Below are 18,473 nucleotides of genomic sequence, written 5' to 3'. Positions count from 1 at the left end.
GGCCAGCGACTTATGCATCGTTTGCGAGGAGCCATTGGCGTCCTATCGCTGCGCAGTTGAACAACCCTCATCGAAAGTGAAGCTGGGCGAAAAGCTGGCGCGCGAGGTGTGCTCGAAAGTGCTGGCGCGACAGGGCGAGCACGGCATCTGTCAGATGGTCAAGTTGAACGATGGCGACACCTGCAAGGGTCCGGAGCGAACTGTTACGCTAACGGACTACCAGCGGGTGATTAGCGGCGATGACAGCTCCACGTATGAAGTGGGCGCACTGGAAATCGCACGGCGCAACGTGCATGGCACCTGGCGCTGCGTGACATCGCTGTTCAAAGATTGCTGAACCAAAAGATTGCTGATTTGTAAGCCGTTCGGCACGCATTAGAGCGCCGCCTAACCTCGCATTGCCCAAATCGCACCCTAAATAGTGGTGGTTATTCGCCCCCCGCGAAGGAGATCCCATGCGCGCGACAGCTTTTGTTCGTTCCAGTGCTTTGGCAGTCGCCATGGCCGGTGCACAGGTTCTGCCGTTGCCAGTGGCCGAGGCGCGTCCGGTATCGCGCACCGCGCAGGAAACAACCGCCGTCTACGACGAAGTGTGGCGCCTGGTACGCGACCGCTTCTACGATGCAAAGCTGCTCGGTCTTGATTGGGATGCGTTGGGCGAAAAGCACCGCGCGACATATGCCGCCGCCAGCTCCGACGCGCAGCGCTCCGCTGCCATCAACGCGCTGCTCGGCGAACTCGGCGTTTCGCACACGCGCCACTACACGCCGGATGAGACCGCCTATTACGAACTGGCCGACATCTTCCGCTACCCGCTGCGTCGCGAGCTGCCAAAGCACTTCACCGATGGCACCGTGCGTTACACCGGCATCGGCATGTTCACGCGCGACATCGACGGAAAAACCTTCATAACAGCGGTGTTTCCGAACATGGGCGCCGACCGCGCCGGCCTGCTAGCGGGTGATGAAATCATCGCCGCCGACGGACAGCCGTTTGAAGCCATCGGCTCGTTCCGCGACAAGACGGGCAAGAAGGTTGAGCTGGAAATCCGGCGCACCGCGAATGGCGATACGCAGAAGATCACCGTTGAGCCGCACGCAATCGAACCGGGCAAAGCGTTCCACACCGCGCTGCGTTCCAGCGCGCGCATCATCCAGCACAACGGCAAGAGCATCGGCTATGTGCGGGTGTGGTCGTACGCCGGCGGCAACTATCACGAAACGCTTGAAAATGTGCTGAGCGAAGGCCGCCTGAAGGATGCCGATGCGCTGATCTGGGATCTGCGCGACGGCTGGGGCGGTGCGCAACCGAGCTACCTCAACGTCTTCAATCCGCACGGCCCAACGCTGACATTGAAGGGCCGGACGGGTGCTGAGCGTATTGTCGATTTTCGCTGGAACCGCCCCGTTACCATGCTGGTGAATGGCGGCACCCGCTCCGGCAAGGAAGTGCTGGCGTATGGCTTCAAGAAAAACAAATTCGGCGAAGTTGTGGGCGAAACAACTGCGGGTGCGTTGCTTGCAGGCACGTCATTCATGCTGTCGGACGGAAGCTTGCTGATCCTTGCCGTGCAGGACGCCGAAGTTGACGGCGAGCGGCTGGAAGGCAAGGGCGTTGCGCCATCTGTCGAGGTGCCGTTCGATGTCCGCTATTCGGCCGGTCAAGATCCGCAGCTTGATCGCGCGCTCGAAGTGTTGTCTGGCAGCATGTAGTCGCTCGGGCTGACGTAACCCAGGCAGCTGTTGCTCTGACTAGCTTGCGCTGTCTCTTTTCAGCTCGGCACCGACTTGATGCGCAGCTCCACCACCGTCAGCGCGCCTGTAGCTTCGGCGGCCTGTTCCTTGTCTTCGTTGATCGGACGCAGACGATAGGCGTCGTCTTCATCGCCGGTTAGTTGCGTGGGGTTTTGCCCGCCCTCAATCGCTTCGCCCGCCGATTCACCCATGAATGACTGCGCGAGCACGCCGGGCTTCAGTTCACGATCGCCGGGCCCCAACACAGCCCAAATCAACACGCGCTTTTTATCCAGGCTGTCAGTCGAACCGACGTTCTTGATCTCGCCCGCGTAGGTCTCTTCCGGGCCTGAACTGCTGGGCTTGAACGAGCAATATATCGCCCGCGTTTCACTATCGGGATTGGTCTCACGCTGGCCCTGCTCAGCCAGCGTGCAGGTCAGCACACCCACATCGGCAAGCGGCGCTGCGCCGTGGGCGACTGAAGCAAACATAAACGGGGTGATGACAGCAGCAATCGGCCAACGCATTGAACCCTCCATTCGAACGAATGATCGGGAGGGCAACGCGCAAGCGGGCCGGGAGGTTCAAACGGGGGCCAGCCCTGCCTGCCGGTATGGGGGTCAATAACGGGATACCTGCACGCCAGCCAAACTTGCATATGCGTGAATTGCCGCGCGCAAATTTACCTGTCGGGAATGATGTTCGCCTGGATCAGCGTCTGGCGTACGGCAAGCGATACGAGACCGGCCAGAATGGCGAGCGCCGTGCGCGCCTGATCCAGTCCGATCGGCAGAATGAGACCGGCGAGGGCAAACGCAATCACCGCAACGGCAGCAGCAACGAGCCAGCTTAGACCGCCGGTTCTCCATACGACCCCAGCGAGGATCGCGGCAGTCAACACCGCTGGCAAAGTTGACCAGACATAGGAGCCAATCGCCGCTTCACCCAGCGCTGGCGGCTCGACCGGCAGCACACTGGAGATGCCGAACGCGCCCGTCAGAGCGATGATTGCTGCCAGTGCAAGCGCAGCGAAGAATGGGCCCACGAGAGCATAGATCAGAAACGTCCACAGGGCGCGTTGACCGTTGCTCACCATCGTTGATCGCCCCATTGCAAATAGCGCCGCATAGGTCGCGGCATGCCCGACAAAACATCGCGTGTTGCGGAGCTTTTTCCGCAGGGTGCTTGATAGCATCGCCCCCAGCGTACCGCTCACTAATTTTTCTTAGCGAGAATACGCGGCATCACAGAGACCATCACGCGCGTGCGTGCAACCGCCGCAACCGGGCGATGACGCAGAACTCAAGCAAATGTGATCTAGCAGTAAGTGCCTGCTGCTTGCGGCTGCGCACGATGTTAGCGCGCAAGCTCCTTCAGGCCGCGCCGGATAAGCTTTGCGGTGTCGGCTTCCTCACCCAGCTCTTTGGCAGCGACAGCAACCGCTGCTGATGCCTGCGCGGGCGCATAACCGAGATTGGCAAGCGCAGAGATAGCCTCCGCAGCGGCGTTGCCATCTTCCGCCACCGCGCTGGCGCCTGCTCCGGCCGGCAACTGCAGACCCGCGACGGTGAGCGAAGGCGCCTTATCCTTCAACTCGGCAACAATGCGCAGCGCCAGCTTTTTGCCAATACCCGGTGCCTGCTCAACGCTGGCCCAATCGCCAAGCGCAATCGCATTGGCCAGTTCCTGCGGCGACAGCGTGCCGAGAAGCGCCAGCGCGACCTTGGAGCCAACACCCTGCACGGCCTGCAACACGCGAAACCACGAGCGCTCCACCTCGCTGGCAAAACCGAACAGACGGATCGCGTCTTCGCGTACGTGCGTATCGATGGTCAGCGAAACATCGTCGCCAGCTTTCAGATTGCGAAGCGTGCGCGTCGACGCCTGCACTTCATAGCCGACGCCATTGACATCGACGATGAGGAAGCTTTCACCGACAGCATCCACCTTACCGCGCAGTTTTCCGATCATGTTTAGCGTCCACCAGCAGTAGCAAGGGCGAGGCGCACGCGCGCCTGGCGGTGATTGGCATGGCAAATCGCGATGGCCAGCGCGTCGGCTTCATCGGCGCTTTCAACACGCGCGCGCGGCAGCAGAAATCCGATCATGGCCTCGATCTGCTTCTTGTCGGCATGGCCAGTGCCTGTGACAGTTTTTTTGATGAGGTTCGGCGAATACTCCGCCACCACCAGCCCGCCCATGGCCGGAGCCAGCAGCGCCATGCCGCGCGCCTGCCCAAGCTTCAACGTAGAGCGGGCGTTGTCGTTGACGAAGGTTTCCTCGACCGCCGCTTCCTGCGGCTTGAAGCTGGCGATAACGCTCGCAATGCCCTCAAACAGCTCGCGCAGGCGATATGCCAAGTCCGTGTCGGTCGAAGCCTTGATCAGCCCGCTGGCCACATAGCTCAGGCGCACGCCATCGCTTTCCACGACGCCCCAACCGGTGCGCCGCAGACCTGGATCGATGCCGATGATGCGAACGATTTTTGACCCCATGCGCCGAGCCATATCACGAAGGTGATTCGACAGCGTGCCCGCTATGCATCGGCAGCACTTTTTTAAGCTAACCCCGAGAATTAGCGCCCCGCTGCTGCTTTTCGATGTCCGGCAATCCGCGCCATTTGCCTCGCAAAACGCAATGAGGCCGTCAGCCCCGCTGTGAACCATGCCCGCGACTTTGCGTTGTCAGCCGACATGCATATACGCCACTTTCACGGGACGTTTATGGTTTCAAAATATTTTGCCAATTGCACTAAGCGCAGTGGGCCCGAACGTAGGGTGCCCCGATCGTGCGGCCCCAGCGCTCCCGAGCCACTAAGCTGCGAGTACGCTGTAATGCAGATTTTGCAGGACAAGCGCGTGCCGGCACCGCGTTGCCCGATGCCGCGCCGTGAAATGCATCTCGATCAATTGCCGCCCCAGAGGGCCGGCGATTTGGCATTCCGCATTTTCTGCACGCCGGAGCTTTCTCAACACCGGTCGGCCGACCACGACCTGCTGACCGCGCGGGCACGGTTTCACCTGCGCCATGCGCGCTGGCAGATTGTGCCGACGCCGGTGGGTGATGTGCAGACCTATGTGTACGAGCCGGACGGCGCTGCGCGCGGCACGATGATGCTGGTACACGGCTGGACCAGCGAAGCCGCTTTCATGACTGCATTCATCGAGCCGCTGCGTCGCTCCGGCTATCGCGTCGTAGCGTTCGATTTTCCAGCTCACGGGATGAGCCCGAGCCGGCGCACGAATCTCGCCGACTGCGCGCGCGCCATGTTGAGCGTTTGCGATTTCTATGGGCCGATTGAAGGCGTCGTGGCCCATTCGTTCGGCGGCTTTGTTTCGCTGCTGGTGGCCGAAGGTGGCCCTCCGCTGACACACCGCCATCCGATCAATCGCTTTGTGCTGATCGGATGCCCGAACACGCTTTCCGAAGTCACCACCAACTTCGGCCAGTCGCTGCGTCTTGGCGAAGCGGCACAGCGCGCTTACGAACAGCACCTGGAGCGGGTCGGCCATCGCCCCGTGACGGAGTTTTCTTCGGTTGCTCTGCTACGCGGGATCGAAACCGATGCGTCGCCGCTGGTCATCCATGGCCGCAAGGACGACGAGGTCGGCTTCCATAACGCTGAGGAAATCGCCGCCGCGATCCCCTCAGCGCGCCTGTTGCCATTCGATGAGCTGGGTCACCGCAACGTGCTGTTCGCGCCGCCCGTGTTCCGCGCGGTGATGAGCGAGCTTGCACCACGCGCCAGCGACGCGATGTCGAGATCGATGCCGGCAAGCTCTTCCTGCGGGCAGGAGATGAAGGCCTCGGCGTGATACCAGCCGGCGCTTTCCCGGCCCGAGGGATCTACACCCAGCTCCGATAGACGCTCCAGCACGTGATCCTGCTCCTCGCGGGAAGCAAAGCGACGCTGCAGGAACGTGCCGGCGTCGATCTTCTCGGTGGCATAGCCATATTCGCCGAGCGCGCCGGCGATTTCGTCGAACGGAAACATCCGCAGCACGAAGTTGACCATCCACGGCCGGTTGGGCGCGTTCACCTCGACGATGTTTTTGAAGGTGTTTTCCCCCACATAACCAACGCAGCCGGTTGAGATGATGAGGTCGGCACCGTCGATCACCGAAGCGGCCTTGGGCGTCGGAGCAGAGTGCTCAAGGTCGGCGACAACACCGTCATCGAGCAGATTGGCTTCGACCGCATAGCGGATGGCGTTGGGTGATGCGTCCAGCCCGACAACTTCCAGCGCCGGATCCTTCACGATCTCTTCGACGATGGCCTGATCGCGCTCCAGCAGCGCATCCCGGTCGGCCCCAGCCACAACGCCCGGCGCGTAGTGCTCATAGAGCTGCGCCATTTCGAGGTCACCTTTGAGGATCGCAGCGTTGATGCCGTAGGAACAGCCGACATCCACGATGCGAACCCGCTCTTTTTCTCGGACGTTACGGTAACTATCGATGACTTGCTGAAAAACCGGCTTCGCAGTCTCTGGTATTATGTAATCGAGGCGCCCAAGTGTAGAATAGTATCGCCTTGGATCAGTTTTATTGTAGATATCACTTAGATCTATTTTTCCATCGCCATCAAAATCAAAGTTATTCTGCTCGGTCATCCCCCATCCAATCTTGCAACACGATTGACACAATACAGCTCCCCTGCCCGTTGCGATGGCAAAGAGTGCTGATCGGTATTTGATGATGTGGCTCAGTAACTAAAATGAATATTACGCCGAGTCAAATTTTGCTGGCGAAAATTTGCAACGCTGCGAACGCCGTATGGTAATTTGGCGCTGTCTGTCGATGACATCCGGCGCGGGCTGGCTTCGGCGCGGATGGCCTGAAACAGAAAAGGCGCCGCCCATTACTGAGCAGCGCCTTTTGAATACATACAGCTTGTTGCGCAGATCGCGAAAAGATCAGGCCGCAGTAAGCTTTTTCAAGACTTCGTCCGAAACCTCGAAGTTTGCATAGACGCTCTGCACGTCGTCATCGTCCTCAAGGGCGGCGATCATCTTCATGATGCTGGTCGCTTTTTCTTCGTCGAGCTGGGTCGTCAGGCTCGGCTTCCAGACCGACTTCACGCTCGTCGGAGCGCCGAGCACTTCTTCGAGCGTCGCCGCCACCGATCCCAGATTTTCAAACGTGGTGGCGATGACATGCCCGTCAGCATCGGAAACGACGTCATCCGCGCCAGCTTCGATCGCCGCTTCCAGCACAGCATCCGCCGTACCAGCGCCAGCTGGGAAAGTGATCTCGCCGATATGCGAGAACATGTGCGAGACCGAGCCGGTTGCGCCGAGGTTGCCGCCGTATTTGGTGAATACCGCACGCACCGCGCCACCGGTGCGGTTGCGATTGTCGGTCAGCGCCTCGGCAATGACCGCGACGCCGCCGGGACCGTAGCCCTCGTAGCGGATCTCTTCGTAGTTATCGGCATCACCGCCCGCTGCCTTCTTGATGGCGCGCTCGATGTTGTCCTTGGGCATATTTTCCGCCCGCGCGGCCTGCACCGCAAGGCGCAGACGCGGGTTCATGGCCGGGTCGGGGATGCCCATCTTGGCGGCAACGGTGATTTCGCGCCCGAGCTTGGAAAACGTTTTCGCACGGGCCGCGTCGGCGCGGCCCTTCTTGTGCATGATGTTTTTAAATGCTGAATGGCCGGCCATTTTAACTCCCGCGGGAAGCCGCTCCGCTGGTCAATCGCAGGCAGAACGGCGCGCTATGCTTTAGCTTTTGCGATGCATCCTGCGTGGAAAGCGCCAAAGCACCGTCCACGTCGTGCGCTCCCATTGGAAACGCCACACCGGCATCAGCGGGGCAACGACGCCGAACGAACGGATCGCTCCCAGACCAAAATCCGGCGCCGCTTCTCGGGAAGCACGCAGATGAGTTCGCGGGTTTTATTGCGCGGGAGCGGCCCCTTCCGCAAGCCCGTGCTTATTCTTCCCAGAAATGCGGGGTGGCCGGGGCCAGATTGGGCCCCATACGCAGGGGCGCGCAGGCACGGGCAAGGCCGGTCTTGTCGTCGATATCGACCGCAAAGCCGGAAACCGCTGCCGGACCCTGCGACGGCTCAAAGCGCTGGCGCGGGATCTTGGTGATGAAGCGGTTGATCGGCTCCTCGATGTCCATGCCGAGCACCGAGTTGTAGTCCCCGCACATTCCCGCATCGGAGAGATAGGCGGTGCCGCCCGGCAACACGCGGTTATCGGCGGTTGGCACGTGGGTGTGGGTGCCCACGACAACGCTAGCGCGGCCATCGGCAAAATAGCCCATGGCCTGCTTCTCGCTGGTTGCCTCGGCGTGGACGTCGATCAGGATAGCGTCGGCATCGCGCTTCAGCCGGCATGCGGTCAGCTCGGCGTCGATAGCGCGGAACGGATCGTCCAGCTCCGGCATGAAGATGCGGCCCATCACGTTGATGACGAGAACCTCAGCCCCCGACTGGGTGCGGATCAGCGTTGCGCCACGGCCGGGCGTGCCCTTGGGATAGTTGATCGGCCGGACAAGCTGCGGATAACGCTCGATGAAAACCAGCGCGTCCTTCTGGTCGAAGGCGTGGTTTCCCAGCGTCACGGCGTCGGCACCGGCCTCGATCAACTCAACGAGGATCGATTCGGTGATGCCGAAGCCACCGGCAGCGTTCTCGCCATTGATGACGAGGCAGTCGAGGTTATAGCGGCGGCGCAGGACAGGTATCGCGTCGACAGCAGCTTTGCGGCCGCAGCGGCCGACGATATCGCCGAGAAAGAGAAGGCGCATTCAGGTTCCAGAACAGCGTAGCGGGCCGGAGGGGGTTAAAACCCAGTCGAGCGGTTGGTCATAGTGGAGATGGGGGACCGCGTCGACCTTCAGCTCATCATAGGCAATGCCGACGGCGATAACAGGCTTAACGGCCCGAAGCTGCTCCAGCGAGCGGTCATAGAACCCACCGCCGTAGCCGAGGCGGTATCCGGCCTCGTCGAACGCCAGCAGCGGCACCAGCACGATATCGGGTTCAAGCTCCGGCTTATCGGGCAGCGGTTCAGCGATTCCCCACTGCACCTTGCCCATCTCATCGCCCGGAGCCCAGGTGCGAAACAGCAATGCCTTACCCTTACCCTGCATCACCGGCAGGGCCAGCTGATAGCCCTCACCGTGCAGGCGAGCGAGCAGCAGCGCCGGATCTATTTCGTCACGAATGGCAGCGAAACCCGAGACAATCGCCCCCTCGGTCGGGGACAGAAAGTCCAGACCATGGGCCGCCAGACGCTCCCCGGCCGTTGGGCCGTGGATAGCGAAAGCATCAGCCCTGCGGGCCAGCGCCCGGGTCCGTTCTTCCCGTTTTTCGTCGCTCGTCTGCATTATAAATAATCAAAGTGCCGCGGTGGCCGTCGAAGCGGATGATCCCGCGTTGGTCCCTACGAACGTAGGTGGGCGCCGTGTATCCGAGACCACGGTCTCAGTCAGGGACAGCTCCCATGCGGATCTTATAGGCCCCGGGGAACATATGTGCTTCTAACGCACCCCGCAGCACCGCCAATGTAATGGAGCAGCACGCGCTTTACCAGCGGCCAGCCCAAAGCCTTCCACCGCCATCGACGCGGCATCTGGAAGCTGAGCCGACCTGGCCGAGCTCAACGCTATCGTCGCGGACCTGCGAGAGATGTGTGGGCCTGACGCACCGGCGCCGAGACCAAAACCCGAAGCCTCAAGCTCGACGCATGGCCTTGGCGACATCAGTCAATGCGCCAGCGTTATCAGGGGCGGCATCAGTAGTCGGCGGCGCGGTGGTCTCGCCAGCAGTTGCGTCCCATAGATCATCGGCAATCATAAGGGCGGTCATCACCAGCAAGCGCTCGGAGCCGACATTGCCATGCTCGGCGATCAGGCCATCCATGCGGCTGGTCACGTAAGCGGCGACTTCAGCAAAGCGCGCCTTGTCCTCATCGCCGCACTCGAAGCGATAGCTCCTGCCGTTGACAGCGATTGTGACCGCAGCCATCGCTCCACCTATCCTGCCTGCGCCCTGCGCGTCGATCAGGCGCTGCTTTCCAATACGTTATGCAGCGAGTCCAACGCCCAATCAATTCGGCTGACCGCCTGTTCCCGTGCCTCTTCGAGTGTGGCGAGCTTTGCCGTGGCTTCGGCCAGCTTTGCTTCTGCGTCGGCTAGCTTGCCTGCCAGCGTGCTCAACTCAGATTTGAGCTGATCGCGCTCGCCGGTGAGCTGAGCGATCAATTCATCGTGCGCCGGAGCATGGCCGTTGGCTGTCTTGGCCACAGCCTTCGTGCCAGCGGCTGCTGACGCTTTCTTTTTCGTGGCCGGCTTTTTGCTGGCCGGCTTGGTTGCCGGTGTCGCCTTTGCCGTCGCCTCTGGCGTTGCCTTGGCCGCGCGCTTTACCGGTTTGGCGGCCGATTTTTTTGCTGGCGACTTTTCTGCTGACTTCGCGACCGCCGCTGGCTTCACTTCCGCCACGGCTGGCTTGGCGCCATTCGTTTTTGCCGCCGCCGGTACTTTAACACGAGTTGCGGACGCCTTCCGCTTGACCGCAGGCGCGCCCTGCTCCGCGGATTTCCGCGTGCCCCGCTCAGCCATATGGCATTACCCTCCGAGATGCGCACAAACTAAACAGGCCCTGGAGATCCACGGCTGCCTTCCCGTGCCATGACCTTATGTTCCGCAGCTCGGAGAGGTCAACAAGCCAGCCCCAGAACCAACGCGCACTTAACAGAAATTTCCCGTCTGCCGCAGCAACGCCACGGGCGAGAGTTGTTCATCACTCCTCGGAAAGCCGCATTGACACCTATGCCCTGCGTCCAGTTAATGAGGCCGCTTTTAGGACAGGCGCAGAACGCTTGCTGCGATATGGAACGCCAGGGAGGCGACGCTATGACTGTGAAGGTTGCGATTTCGGGTTTTGGCCGCATTGGGAGAAACGTGCTGCGCGCCGCTGCCGAAGCTAAGCGCACCGACCTGCAGTTCGTTGCCATCAACGATCTCGTGCCCACCAAGGACAACGCGCACCTGTTTCAATACGACAGCGTGCACGGCCGATTCCCCGGCGAAGTGAAGGTTGACGGCGACAGCATCGATGTTGGTCTTGGCGCACCGATCAAGGTGCTGGCGGAAAAAGACCCCTCCAAGCTGCCGTGGAAGGAACTGGGTGTCGATATCGTGCTGGAATGCACGGGCATCTTCACCGACAAGGACAAGGCCAAGGTGCATCTGGATGCGGGCGCCAAGCGCGTGCTCGTTTCCGCTCCGTCGAAGGGCGCCGACATCACCGTTGTTTATGGTGTGAACCACGACAAGATCACGTCGGATCATCTGGTGGTGTCGAATGCCTCGTGCACGACGAACTGCCTCGCGCCGGTGGCCAAGGTGCTGAACGATCTGGTCGGCATTGAATCCGGTTACATGACCACGATCCATGCCTACACCAACGATCAGCGCATTCTGGATCAGGCACACAAGGACATGCGCCGCGCCCGCGCTGCTGCACTGTCGATGATCCCGACCTCAACCGGTGCTGCTGCCGCCGTTGGTCTGGTGCTGCCAGAACTGAAGGGCAAGCTGGACGGTACCGCCATGCGCGTGCCGACGCCGAACGTCTCGGTTGTCGACCTGAAGTTCATCCCCGGCCGTGAAACCACCGCCGAGGAAGTCAACGCTGCGATGAAGCATGCCGCCGAGCAGCAGCTCAAGGGCGTGCTCGACTACGTGACCGACGAACTGGTTTCCATCGACTTCAACCACTCCGCGTTCTCGTCGAACTTCGACGCAACGCAGACGCAGGTGATCGGCGGCCGTCTGGTGCGCGTGCTGTCGTGGTATGACAACGAGTGGGGCTTCTCAAACCGCATGCTCGACACCGCCGTCACCATGGGCAAGCTGCTCTGAGACGGACGGTCAGCTTCGGCTGATTGAACAGCGATGTTTTTTGCGACGCCGGGCTCTGCTGCAGAGCCCGGCGTTGTTGTTTTTTTGCGCTGGCGACACGCTGCCTTTGCACCGGCGACTCTCCTTCGGAGAGCCGGCCGCCAGCGCTGATTGGTGCGGAATGCCCTCGTCTCCGCACGCCGTCATCCCGACAGCTGCGACTCGCGCTAGCGGCGGAAAACCGCCACCGCTTCAATGTGCGGCGAATAAAGAAACTGATCGATCGGGGTCACGCGCTCCAGCGTAAAACCGGCATCGATTAGGATGCGGGCATCGCGCGCCAGCGTTGCGGGATTGCAGGAAACAGCAACGATCGTTTTTACATCCGACTGCGCCAGTGATGCCGCCTGCGTCGCCGCACCCGCACGCGGCGGATCGAACACCGCGGCGTCGTAGCCCTTCAGCTCACGCGCCGACATCGGCTCGCGGAACAGGTCGCGCACGCGCGTCTCGATTGGCTTCAGGCCGGGCGTACGCTTGGCCGCATTACTGAGCGCGTCGATGGCGGAGCGTTCACCATCGACAGCCAGCACCGATGCGGTCTGCGCCAGCGGAAATGTGAACGTGCCCATGCCACAGAACAGATCCGCCACGCGCTTCACCTTGCCGACCGCCTGGGTGACGATGCGCACCATCTCGTTTTCCGCAACCGACGACGCCTGCAAAAATGAGCGCGGCGGCAGCACGACATTCGCGGTTCCAAAGCGCACCGCCGGCACCGTTGACTGATAGAGGACATCGCCCGCCAACGTCAGCCGGGCGATATTCATCGCCGCCGCGCCCCGCGCCAGCTCCTCGCGCACCTGCGGAGAAAGGCTTCCCGGCACATCCTCGACCGCCACATCGAGGCCGTTCATAGCCTGCGTGACAGCGATGCGACCGGCAGCGCGACGCGACAGGATCGGCATCAGCAGATTGCGCAGCCCCGGCAGCGCGCGCACGATGGTGGATGCCGTGACCGGACATTCCACGAGATCGACGATCTCGACGCCCTTCTGCTCGTGAAAACCCATGATGACGCCCCGCGTGGTGCGTCGAGCCGAGAACGTGGCGCGGCGGCGCGCACCAAGGCCCACTGTCGCCACGTGCCCCACCGGCGCGCCGATGCCGCGCGCAGCGAAGGCGTTCGCCACCATTTCACGCTTCCACGCGAGATACGCCGGCGTGCGCAGATGCTGCACGGCGCAGCCGCCGCAATGGGTGAAGTGGCGGCACACCGGCGCGATACGATCCGGGCTCGGTCGGTTGACGGCAATGAGACGGCCACGATCACCGCGCACATCCGCCTGCACCAGCTCGCCGGGCAGCGCATACGGCACGAACACCTGCTGCCCCGCCGCCGCATCCGCGACGCCATCGCCCTGTGCGCCCAAGCGCGCGATTTGAAGTTCGCAGACGTCAGCCATCATTCAGTGCACCAATCAGAAATTCAATGTTGCCCGAGCCGCCGGTAATCGGCGACACCGCGTCGCCAACAACACGCCAGCCCGGCTGGGCAGCAACCCACGCAGCAACCGACCGCAACGCATCCAACCGCGCCGCTTCATCGCGCACGATGCCGCCCTTGCCAATGCGGTCAGGCCCAACTTCAAACTGCGGTTTGACGAGCGCCACCAGAAACGCACCCGGTTCAGCAAGCTGTAACGGCGCACCCAGCGCCTTGCTCAGCGATATGAAGCTGAGATCGGTGACGATTGCGCCCACCGGCTGCGGCACCAGTTCGCGCGATAGCTTGCGGGCATCAACGCCTTCAAGCGAAACGACCCGACTATCAGCCAGCAGGCTGGCATGGAGTTGCCCATGCCCCACGTCGGCGGCGTAAACCTTGCTGGCCCCGCGTTCAAGCAGCACCTGCGTGAAGCCGCCAGTAGACGCGCCGACATCAAGCACAACGCGTCCCGCAGGGTCAAAACCGAATGCGTCCAGCCCCGCACTGAGTTTCTGCCCGCCGCGCGAGACCGCACGGGCGGCATCGGCATCATCCAGAACGAGCGGCGTTTCTGGCCGGACGTCGGCAGCCGCCTTGGTGCAGACCACCTCACCCACACGGACTAGTCCGGAGCGAATCAGATCCCGCGCGCGCGAACGCGTTGGCGCCAGGCCACGCTCCACCAGGGCAAGATCCAAACGCATTCGCATCATCCCGCTTTTTGAACTATCGTGAGGCCGTTCCATTTGAGCTAAATTCGAGGAACGGCTCTAGCCTTGTTCGATTGCGCTTCCCGGTGGGGAGCAACACCGCACCATCGCGTAGGCACTGCGGCGCCATCGAACTCCGACAAACCATTAGGGGGAGACTTACATGCGCAGCGCATTGGCCGCCACTCTCTTGGTGTTAGGTCTCGCCGCCTGTGGCGACAACAGCACCTCAACGACACCAGCACCGACCGCCCACGAGGAAGTGCATCAGGAAGGCACCCCACTGGAGGAGGCAAGCGCACGCACGCCTTCGCCCGCCGGCGCCCGCGTATTCCTGATCGAGCCCGCCAACGGCGCGACGGTGAAAAGCCCGGTGACCATCAAGTTCGGCATTGAGGGCATGGAAGTTGCGCCAGCCGGCTCTGAAACGCCCAACAGCGGCCACCACCACCTGCTGATCGACGCCGACCTGCAGGATTACGACGCGCCGATCCCTTCCGATGACCAGCACCGCCATTTCGGCAAAGCGCAGACGGAAGCCACCATCGAGCTCGCGCCCGGCCAGCACACGCTGCGCAGCGTTCTGGGCGACAAGAACCACATTCCGCACGATCCGCCGGTGCAGTCGGACGTGATTACCATCACCGTCGAGGAATAATCGGACCGCTGCATATTAAAAAACCGGTCATCGCATGGAGCGATGACCGGTTTTTTTGTTGTCTGCATTTGCGGTGAAGGGCGCGTGTTGCTGCCCGTCGCAACGCGACCGATCAGAAACCGATCAGGCCCGGCTGGCCGAGTTCGTCAGCACATCGCGCCCCAGAACCCCCAGCACCGTCGTGACGATGCCGGACGCATTGAGGCCCGCATCCTCGTACATCTGGTCGGGCTTGCCGTGATCGATAAAGGTATCGGGCAGCACCAGCGTGCGCACCTTCAAGCCGCGATCGAGCAGGCCGCTGTCGGACAGGAACCGGAGCACGTGGCTGCCGAAGCCGCCAACAGAGCCTTCCTCGACCGTGACCAGAACCTCATGATTCTGGGCCAGCCTGCGGATCAAATCCTCATCAAGCGGCTTGGCGAAGCGCGCATCGGCGACGGTGGTTGAAAGGCCGAACGCCGCGAGCTGATCCGCAGCCTTCAGACACTCGTGCAGCCGGGTGCCGAGCGACAGCAGCGCAACCGTGCTGCCTTCACGCACGATGCGGCCCTTGCCGATTTCCAGCGGCACGCCCTCTTCCGGCAGCGGCACACCGAAGCCTTCGCCGCGCGGATAACGGAACGCGGACGGACGATCGTCGATGGCGGCGGCGGTCGCCACCATGTGCATCAGCTCAGCTTCATCCGCAGCCGCCATCACCACCATGCCCGGCAGGCATGCGAGGTAGGCAACGTCGAACGAGCCTGCGTGCGTTGCGCCATCGGCGCCGACGAGGCCCGCACGGTCGATTGCGAACCGCACCGGCAGGTTCTGGATCGCGACGTCGTGCACGACCTGATCGTAGGCGCGCTGCAGAAACGTGGAATAAATGGCCGTGAATGGCTTCAGGCCTTCGGTTGCAAGCCCAGCCGCGAAGGTGACCGCGTGTTGCTCGGCAATGCCGACGTCGAACGTGCGATCCGGGAACGCCTTGCCGAACACATCCAGACCGGTGCCATCGGGCATCGCCGCGGTGATGGCAACGATGCGGCTGTCCTTTTTCGCTTCGGCCACAAGGCTGTCGGCGAACACGCGCGTGAATGTCGGCGCCTTGGGCTTCGCAACAACCTGCGCGCCCGTGACGACGTTGAACTTCGAAACGCCGTGATACTTGTCGTCGGAGGCTTCGGCGGGTGCGTAGCCCTTGCCCTTCTTGGTCACGACGTGAACGAGAATTGGGCCCTGCCGCGCATCGCGCACGTTCTTCAGCACCGGCAGCAGATGGTCGAAGTTGTGGCCATCGATCGGCCCGACATAATAGAAGCCGAGCTCTTCAAACCAGGCGCCGCCCTGCCAAAGGTTGCGCGTATACTCTTCCATGCGCGCCGCGCGACGCTCCCAGCTCTTGGGCAATTGCCGCGCAAGCTGCTTGGCGATGTCGCGCAGGTAGAGATAGGTGCCGCTGGAGCTGATGCGCGCCAGATAGGAACTGAGCGCGCCCGTTGGCGGCGCAATCGACATGTCGTTGTCGTTCAGCACCACGATCAGGCGCTCATCGCGCGCACCGGCGTTGTTCATCGCCTCATAGGCCATGCCCGCGCTCATCGCGCCGTCGCCGATCACGCACACAACGTTGTTGTCGCGAGCTTCAAGGTCGCGCGCCACCGCCATGCCGAGACCAGCGGAGATCGAGGTCGATGAATGCGCCGCGCCAAACGGATCGTATTCGCTCTCCGACCGGCGCGTGAATCCCGACAGACCGCCGGGCTGGCGCAGCGTACGGATGCGATCGCGTCGACCGGTAAGGATCTTGTGCGGATAGGTCTGATGGCCGACGTCCCAGACGAGACGATCATCCGGAGTGTTGAACACCCAGTGCAGCGCCACCGTCAGTTCAACGACGCCGAGCCCGGCACCGAGATGGCCACCGGTTACAGAAACGGCGTTGATCGTTTCCTGGCGCAATTCGTCTGCCAGCTGGGGCAGTTCGGATGCGTCTAGCTTTCTCAGGTCCGCAGGCGCGATTATGCGATCGAGAAGCGGCGTCTTGGGCACACTGTCCACCGAGTCATCCCGTTCCATGATAAAAGTCAGTTATGTCACACTACTCCACCGTCGCAAGGGAGCAATGGACGCGGTGGCATATAATGAGCGAATTACAGATAAACAAAAAAAGCGCGGCTCCCTTAGGGAGCCGCGCTTGATCACACAGCCACAGCCGGAAATCAACGGCGGTGGGTGCAGGCGCGATACTTGCGCAGGCTAACGCGCTTGTACTTGGCGCACTTGTTGGCCTTGAGGCGCTTTGCCTTGTAGTGCTTCACGTGCGGAGCGCGGTCACGCTTGAAGTGAGCGTCAGCCGAAGTGGTGGTGGCGACGCCAGCGAAAGAAACGGTGCCGAGCGCGATGGCAACTGCCAGAAGAGCTTTCATTGTTCTTTTCCCCTATTTGAAGATAAGGCCCAAAGTGCCCGACATTGCGCACGAAAATGCGCAGTGGCATCGGAGCCGCGCGCACCCTAGTGGGGGGCGCCGCAGCCGCCTAGGGGTAAAAAGTAGCCAAATTCGGCGCGAAAACGCGGTTCACGCCCTAAACCTCCAAACTGCAAAGGAAATCCGATTTCCGGCAAAGGTTTAGCATGACCAAAGGCCGCAGTTTTCCATGAACAGCCGTTCATTTTCGAGCAGGTTTAGGCCGCGAGAATTGCTCACGGATCCAGCGGCTCGGCGCCCCTTGGAGCGCCATCGGCGCCAAATGTCAGTTTTTCGACCTTTGCTTCGGCCTGCCGCAGCAACCGATCGCAATGCTGTTTCAGCGCTTCACCGCGCTCGTAGATTGCAATTGATTCCTCAAGCTCGACGTCGCCCCGCTCCAACCGCGTAACAATCGTCTCGAGCTCCTTCAGCGCGCGCTCAAAACTCATTGCACTGACATCCGCGATCGGGGATTGCGCCCCAGCCTGCGTTTGAGAAGTGACCTGCTCCATCCTAATTCCCAGGTTATGCGGCGACCGCGTCAGGCGCCGGCATTCATCAGCGCTTTGACATGCACGGCAACCGACCGTGCCAGCGCATTGAGATCATAACCACCTTCAAGCATCGATACGATGCGGCCGCCACTGTGTTTACGCGCCATATCGGTCAGCTGCTCCGTCACCCAGAGAAAATCGGCCTCAACCAGCCGCACGTTCCCCAGCGGATCTGCTTGGTGGGCATCGAAGCCGGCCGATATGATGATGATGTCCGGACCGAAATTATGCAGTGCCGGCAGGATGCGCGATTCTACCGCCTCACGGAACCGCTCGCCGCTGTCGCCCGCCCGCAGCGGGGCGTTATGAACATTGCCAACGCCGGTTTCATTCGCAGCGCCGCTGCCCGGAAAGAGCGGCATCTCGTGGGTTGAGCCGTAGAACAGATCCTTGTCGGACCAGAAGATGTTCTGTGTGCCGTTGCCGTGGTGAACATCGAAATCGACCACCGCAACCCGTTCCGCGCCATGCTTGGCCCGCGCATAGAGGCCCGCGATCGCGGCGTTGGAAAACAGGCAAAAGCCCATCGCCTTGTCCGCTTCGGCGTGGTGTCCGGGCGGGCGCACCTGACAGAACGCGTTGGCCGCCCGTTTTTCGATGACAGCATCAACTGCGGCAAGCCCTGCCCCCACTGCCCGCAGCGCCGCCTCCCACGACTGCAGTGAAACAAGCGTGTCGCCATCGGCATGCATCGGGATGCCGCGTTCGCGGGCGCGCTCAGAGATCGACCGGATCAGTTCAAGATGCGTTGCGGGATGAGCAAGCCGGATCTGCTCCTCAACATCCTCGCGCAGCGGTGCTTCCTCGCGCACGAGCGCTGAAAAAATGTCGTGCGACAGCACTTTGTCGATTGCGCGCATCCGGTCCGGGCGTTCCGGATGCACTTCGCCCGTGTCGTGCTGCAGAAAAACCGGATGTGTAAAAAGTGCTGTTGCCATCGCTTGTCGCGCTTTTTGCTGATCGTGGGTGCCGAAGGGTGCCGTTACGTCAGATGAACGGCCATGTTAGCCCGA

At 61.7% G+C, this 18,473-nt stretch carries 20 protein-coding genes and 1 other RNA gene; 5 read left to right on the top strand and 16 right to left on the bottom strand.

What is annotated here, in order from left to right; all coding sequences use genetic code 11:
- Positions 1–34: 34 nt before the first annotated feature.
- Both QEZ49_RS01165 and QEZ49_RS01160 read left to right on the top strand, forming a co-directional pair.
- Positions 35–337 carry a hypothetical protein gene (locus QEZ49_RS01165; RefSeq protein ID WP_280383417.1) on the top strand — a complete coding sequence of 101 codons (303 nt, stop codon included), beginning with the start codon at positions 35–37 and terminating at the stop codon, positions 335–337.
- Between the two features lie 118 nt (positions 338–455).
- Complete coding sequence (locus QEZ49_RS01160; RefSeq protein WP_280383415.1) at positions 456–1,712, top strand: S41 family peptidase; 1,257 nt, start codon at positions 456–458, stop codon at positions 1,710–1,712.
- A gap of 59 nt (positions 1,713–1,771) precedes the next feature.
- On the opposite strand, the gene QEZ49_RS01155 is transcribed toward QEZ49_RS01160, so the two are convergent.
- From QEZ49_RS01155 to ruvC, 4 genes are all read right to left on the bottom strand, one after another.
- On the bottom strand, positions 1,772–2,263 hold the full coding sequence (locus QEZ49_RS01155) for a DUF992 domain-containing protein (RefSeq protein WP_280383413.1): 492 nt from the start codon (positions 2,261–2,263) through the stop codon (positions 1,772–1,774).
- Positions 2,264–2,418: 155 nt separating this feature from the next.
- Positions 2,419–2,832 (bottom strand): hypothetical protein, encoded by a 414-nt coding sequence (locus QEZ49_RS01150; RefSeq protein WP_280383411.1) that lies wholly within the window; start codon positions 2,830–2,832, stop codon positions 2,419–2,421.
- 260 nt (positions 2,833–3,092) lie between these two features.
- On the bottom strand, positions 3,093–3,707 hold the full coding sequence (gene ruvA / locus QEZ49_RS01145) for a Holliday junction branch migration protein RuvA (RefSeq protein ID WP_280383410.1): 615 nt from the start codon (positions 3,705–3,707) through the stop codon (positions 3,093–3,095).
- Between the two features lie 2 nt (positions 3,708–3,709).
- Positions 3,710–4,231 carry a crossover junction endodeoxyribonuclease RuvC gene (gene ruvC / locus QEZ49_RS01140; RefSeq protein ID WP_280383409.1) on the bottom strand — a complete coding sequence of 174 codons (522 nt, stop codon included), beginning with the start codon at positions 4,229–4,231 and terminating at the stop codon, positions 3,710–3,712.
- A 339-nt stretch (positions 4,232–4,570) separates the two neighbouring features.
- Between ruvC and QEZ49_RS01135 the strand changes: the two genes are divergently transcribed.
- Positions 4,571–5,551, top strand: a complete 981-nt coding sequence (locus QEZ49_RS01135; RefSeq protein ID WP_280383407.1) for an alpha/beta hydrolase — start codon at positions 4,571–4,573, stop codon at positions 5,549–5,551.
- 1,097 nt (positions 5,552–6,648) lie between these two features.
- Here QEZ49_RS01135 and QEZ49_RS01130 read toward each other — a convergent pair.
- The 6 genes from QEZ49_RS01130 to QEZ49_RS01105 form a co-directional block, all read right to left on the bottom strand.
- Positions 6,649–7,398, bottom strand: a complete 750-nt coding sequence (locus QEZ49_RS01130) for a YebC/PmpR family DNA-binding transcriptional regulator (RefSeq protein ID WP_068461384.1) — start codon at positions 7,396–7,398, stop codon at positions 6,649–6,651.
- Between the two features lie 271 nt (positions 7,399–7,669).
- Positions 7,670–8,494: a TIGR00282 family metallophosphoesterase gene (locus tag QEZ49_RS01125; protein WP_068461382.1), complete on the bottom strand. Its 825-nt coding sequence runs from the start codon at positions 8,492–8,494 to the stop codon at positions 7,670–7,672.
- Positions 8,495–9,076: a 5-formyltetrahydrofolate cyclo-ligase gene (locus QEZ49_RS01120; protein ID WP_280383403.1), complete on the bottom strand. Its 582-nt coding sequence runs from the start codon at positions 9,074–9,076 to the stop codon at positions 8,495–8,497.
- A 10-nt stretch (positions 9,077–9,086) separates the two neighbouring features.
- Positions 9,087–9,251, bottom strand: a non-coding RNA gene (ssrS, locus tag QEZ49_RS01115) — 6S RNA.
- Between the two features lie 171 nt (positions 9,252–9,422).
- Positions 9,423–9,716, bottom strand: coding sequence for a cell division protein ZapA (locus QEZ49_RS01110; protein WP_280383402.1), 294 nt, complete (start codon positions 9,714–9,716; stop codon positions 9,423–9,425).
- Between the two features lie 35 nt (positions 9,717–9,751).
- Positions 9,752–10,309: a hypothetical protein gene (locus tag QEZ49_RS01105; protein ID WP_280383400.1), complete on the bottom strand. Its 558-nt coding sequence runs from the start codon at positions 10,307–10,309 to the stop codon at positions 9,752–9,754.
- Between the two features lie 294 nt (positions 10,310–10,603).
- Here QEZ49_RS01105 and gap point away from each other — a divergent pair, with 294 nt between their 5' ends.
- Positions 10,604–11,614 (top strand): type I glyceraldehyde-3-phosphate dehydrogenase, encoded by a 1,011-nt coding sequence (gene gap, locus QEZ49_RS01100; RefSeq protein WP_068461447.1) that lies wholly within the window; start codon positions 10,604–10,606, stop codon positions 11,612–11,614.
- A 206-nt stretch (positions 11,615–11,820) separates the two neighbouring features.
- Here gap and QEZ49_RS01095 read toward each other — a convergent pair whose 3' ends face one another.
- Positions 11,821–13,059: a class I SAM-dependent RNA methyltransferase gene (locus tag QEZ49_RS01095; RefSeq protein ID WP_280383396.1), complete on the bottom strand. Its 1,239-nt coding sequence runs from the start codon at positions 13,057–13,059 to the stop codon at positions 11,821–11,823.
- Entirely contained in the window at positions 13,052–13,786 is a 735-nt protein-coding gene (locus QEZ49_RS01090) for a TlyA family RNA methyltransferase (protein WP_280383394.1), read from the bottom strand. Before QEZ49_RS01090 ends, QEZ49_RS01095 begins: the two co-directional genes overlap by 8 nt.
- Positions 13,787–13,955: 169 nt before the next feature.
- Between QEZ49_RS01090 and QEZ49_RS01085 the strand changes: the two genes are divergently transcribed.
- Positions 13,956–14,450 (top strand): DUF4399 domain-containing protein, encoded by a 495-nt coding sequence (locus tag QEZ49_RS01085; RefSeq protein ID WP_280383392.1) that lies wholly within the window; start codon positions 13,956–13,958, stop codon positions 14,448–14,450.
- Positions 14,451–14,573: 123 nt separating this feature from the next.
- Here QEZ49_RS01085 and dxs read toward each other — a convergent pair whose 3' ends face one another.
- The 4 genes from dxs to QEZ49_RS01065 form a co-directional block, all read right to left on the bottom strand.
- Positions 14,574–16,514 carry a 1-deoxy-D-xylulose-5-phosphate synthase gene (gene dxs / locus QEZ49_RS01080; RefSeq protein ID WP_280383390.1) on the bottom strand — a complete coding sequence of 647 codons (1,941 nt, stop codon included), beginning with the start codon at positions 16,512–16,514 and terminating at the stop codon, positions 14,574–14,576.
- Positions 16,515–16,657: 143 nt separating this feature from the next.
- A complete protein-coding gene (locus QEZ49_RS01075; RefSeq protein ID WP_280383388.1) occupies positions 16,658–16,864 on the bottom strand; it encodes a hypothetical protein in 207 nt (68 codons plus the stop codon).
- Positions 16,865–17,139: 275 nt separating this feature from the next.
- Positions 17,140–17,418 (bottom strand): exodeoxyribonuclease VII small subunit, encoded by a 279-nt coding sequence (locus tag QEZ49_RS01070; protein ID WP_280383386.1) that lies wholly within the window; start codon positions 17,416–17,418, stop codon positions 17,140–17,142.
- 29 nt (positions 17,419–17,447) lie between these two features.
- Positions 17,448–18,398, bottom strand: a complete 951-nt coding sequence (locus QEZ49_RS01065; RefSeq protein ID WP_280383385.1) for a histone deacetylase family protein — start codon at positions 18,396–18,398, stop codon at positions 17,448–17,450.
- Between the last annotated feature and the right edge of the window lie 75 nt (positions 18,399–18,473).

Source organism: Hyphomicrobium sp. D-2, from assembly GCF_029872155.1.
In the GTDB taxonomy this organism is placed as follows: Bacteria; Pseudomonadota; Alphaproteobacteria; order Rhizobiales; family Hyphomicrobiaceae; genus Hyphomicrobium_A.
This window is presented reverse-complemented; position numbering and strand designations above follow the sequence as displayed.

Bases quoted from the DNA above. Each gene is read 5' to 3' on its own strand.
- QEZ49_RS01160 (WP_280383415.1), top strand. From the start codon at position 456: ATGCGCGCGACAGCTTTTGTTCGTTCCAGTGCTTTGGCAGTCGCCATG.
- QEZ49_RS01155 (WP_280383413.1), bottom strand. From the start codon at position 2,263: ATGCGTTGGCCGATTGCTGCTGTCATCACCCCGTTTATGTTTGCTTCA.
- QEZ49_RS01150 (WP_280383411.1), bottom strand. From the start codon at position 2,832: ATGGTGAGCAACGGTCAACGCGCCCTGTGGACGTTTCTGATCTATGCT.
- ruvA (WP_280383410.1), bottom strand. From the start codon at position 3,707: ATGATCGGAAAACTGCGCGGTAAGGTGGATGCTGTCGGTGAAAGCTTC.
- ruvC (WP_280383409.1), bottom strand. From the start codon at position 4,231: ATGGGGTCAAAAATCGTTCGCATCATCGGCATCGATCCAGGTCTGCGG.
- QEZ49_RS01135 (WP_280383407.1), top strand. From the start codon at position 4,571: ATGCAGATTTTGCAGGACAAGCGCGTGCCGGCACCGCGTTGCCCGATG.
- QEZ49_RS01130 (WP_068461384.1), bottom strand. From the start codon at position 7,398: ATGGCCGGCCATTCAGCATTTAAAAACATCATGCACAAGAAGGGCCGC.
- QEZ49_RS01125 (WP_068461382.1), bottom strand. From the start codon at position 8,494: ATGCGCCTTCTCTTTCTCGGCGATATCGTCGGCCGCTGCGGCCGCAAA.
- QEZ49_RS01120 (WP_280383403.1), bottom strand. From the start codon at position 9,076: ATGCAGACGAGCGACGAAAAACGGGAAGAACGGACCCGGGCGCTGGCC.
- QEZ49_RS01110 (WP_280383402.1), bottom strand. From the start codon at position 9,716: ATGGCTGCGGTCACAATCGCTGTCAACGGCAGGAGCTATCGCTTCGAG.
- QEZ49_RS01105 (WP_280383400.1), bottom strand. From the start codon at position 10,309: ATGGCTGAGCGGGGCACGCGGAAATCCGCGGAGCAGGGCGCGCCTGCG.
- gap (WP_068461447.1), top strand. From the start codon at position 10,604: ATGACTGTGAAGGTTGCGATTTCGGGTTTTGGCCGCATTGGGAGAAAC.
- QEZ49_RS01095 (WP_280383396.1), bottom strand. From the start codon at position 13,059: ATGGCTGACGTCTGCGAACTTCAAATCGCGCGCTTGGGCGCACAGGGC.
- QEZ49_RS01090 (WP_280383394.1), bottom strand. From the start codon at position 13,786: ATGCGTTTGGATCTTGCCCTGGTGGAGCGTGGCCTGGCGCCAACGCGT.
- QEZ49_RS01085 (WP_280383392.1), top strand. From the start codon at position 13,956: ATGCGCAGCGCATTGGCCGCCACTCTCTTGGTGTTAGGTCTCGCCGCC.
- dxs (WP_280383390.1), bottom strand. From the start codon at position 16,514: ATGGAACGGGATGACTCGGTGGACAGTGTGCCCAAGACGCCGCTTCTC.
- QEZ49_RS01075 (WP_280383388.1), bottom strand. From the start codon at position 16,864: ATGAAAGCTCTTCTGGCAGTTGCCATCGCGCTCGGCACCGTTTCTTTC.
- QEZ49_RS01070 (WP_280383386.1), bottom strand. From the start codon at position 17,418: ATGGAGCAGGTCACTTCTCAAACGCAGGCTGGGGCGCAATCCCCGATC.
- QEZ49_RS01065 (WP_280383385.1), bottom strand. From the start codon at position 18,398: ATGGCAACAGCACTTTTTACACATCCGGTTTTTCTGCAGCACGACACG.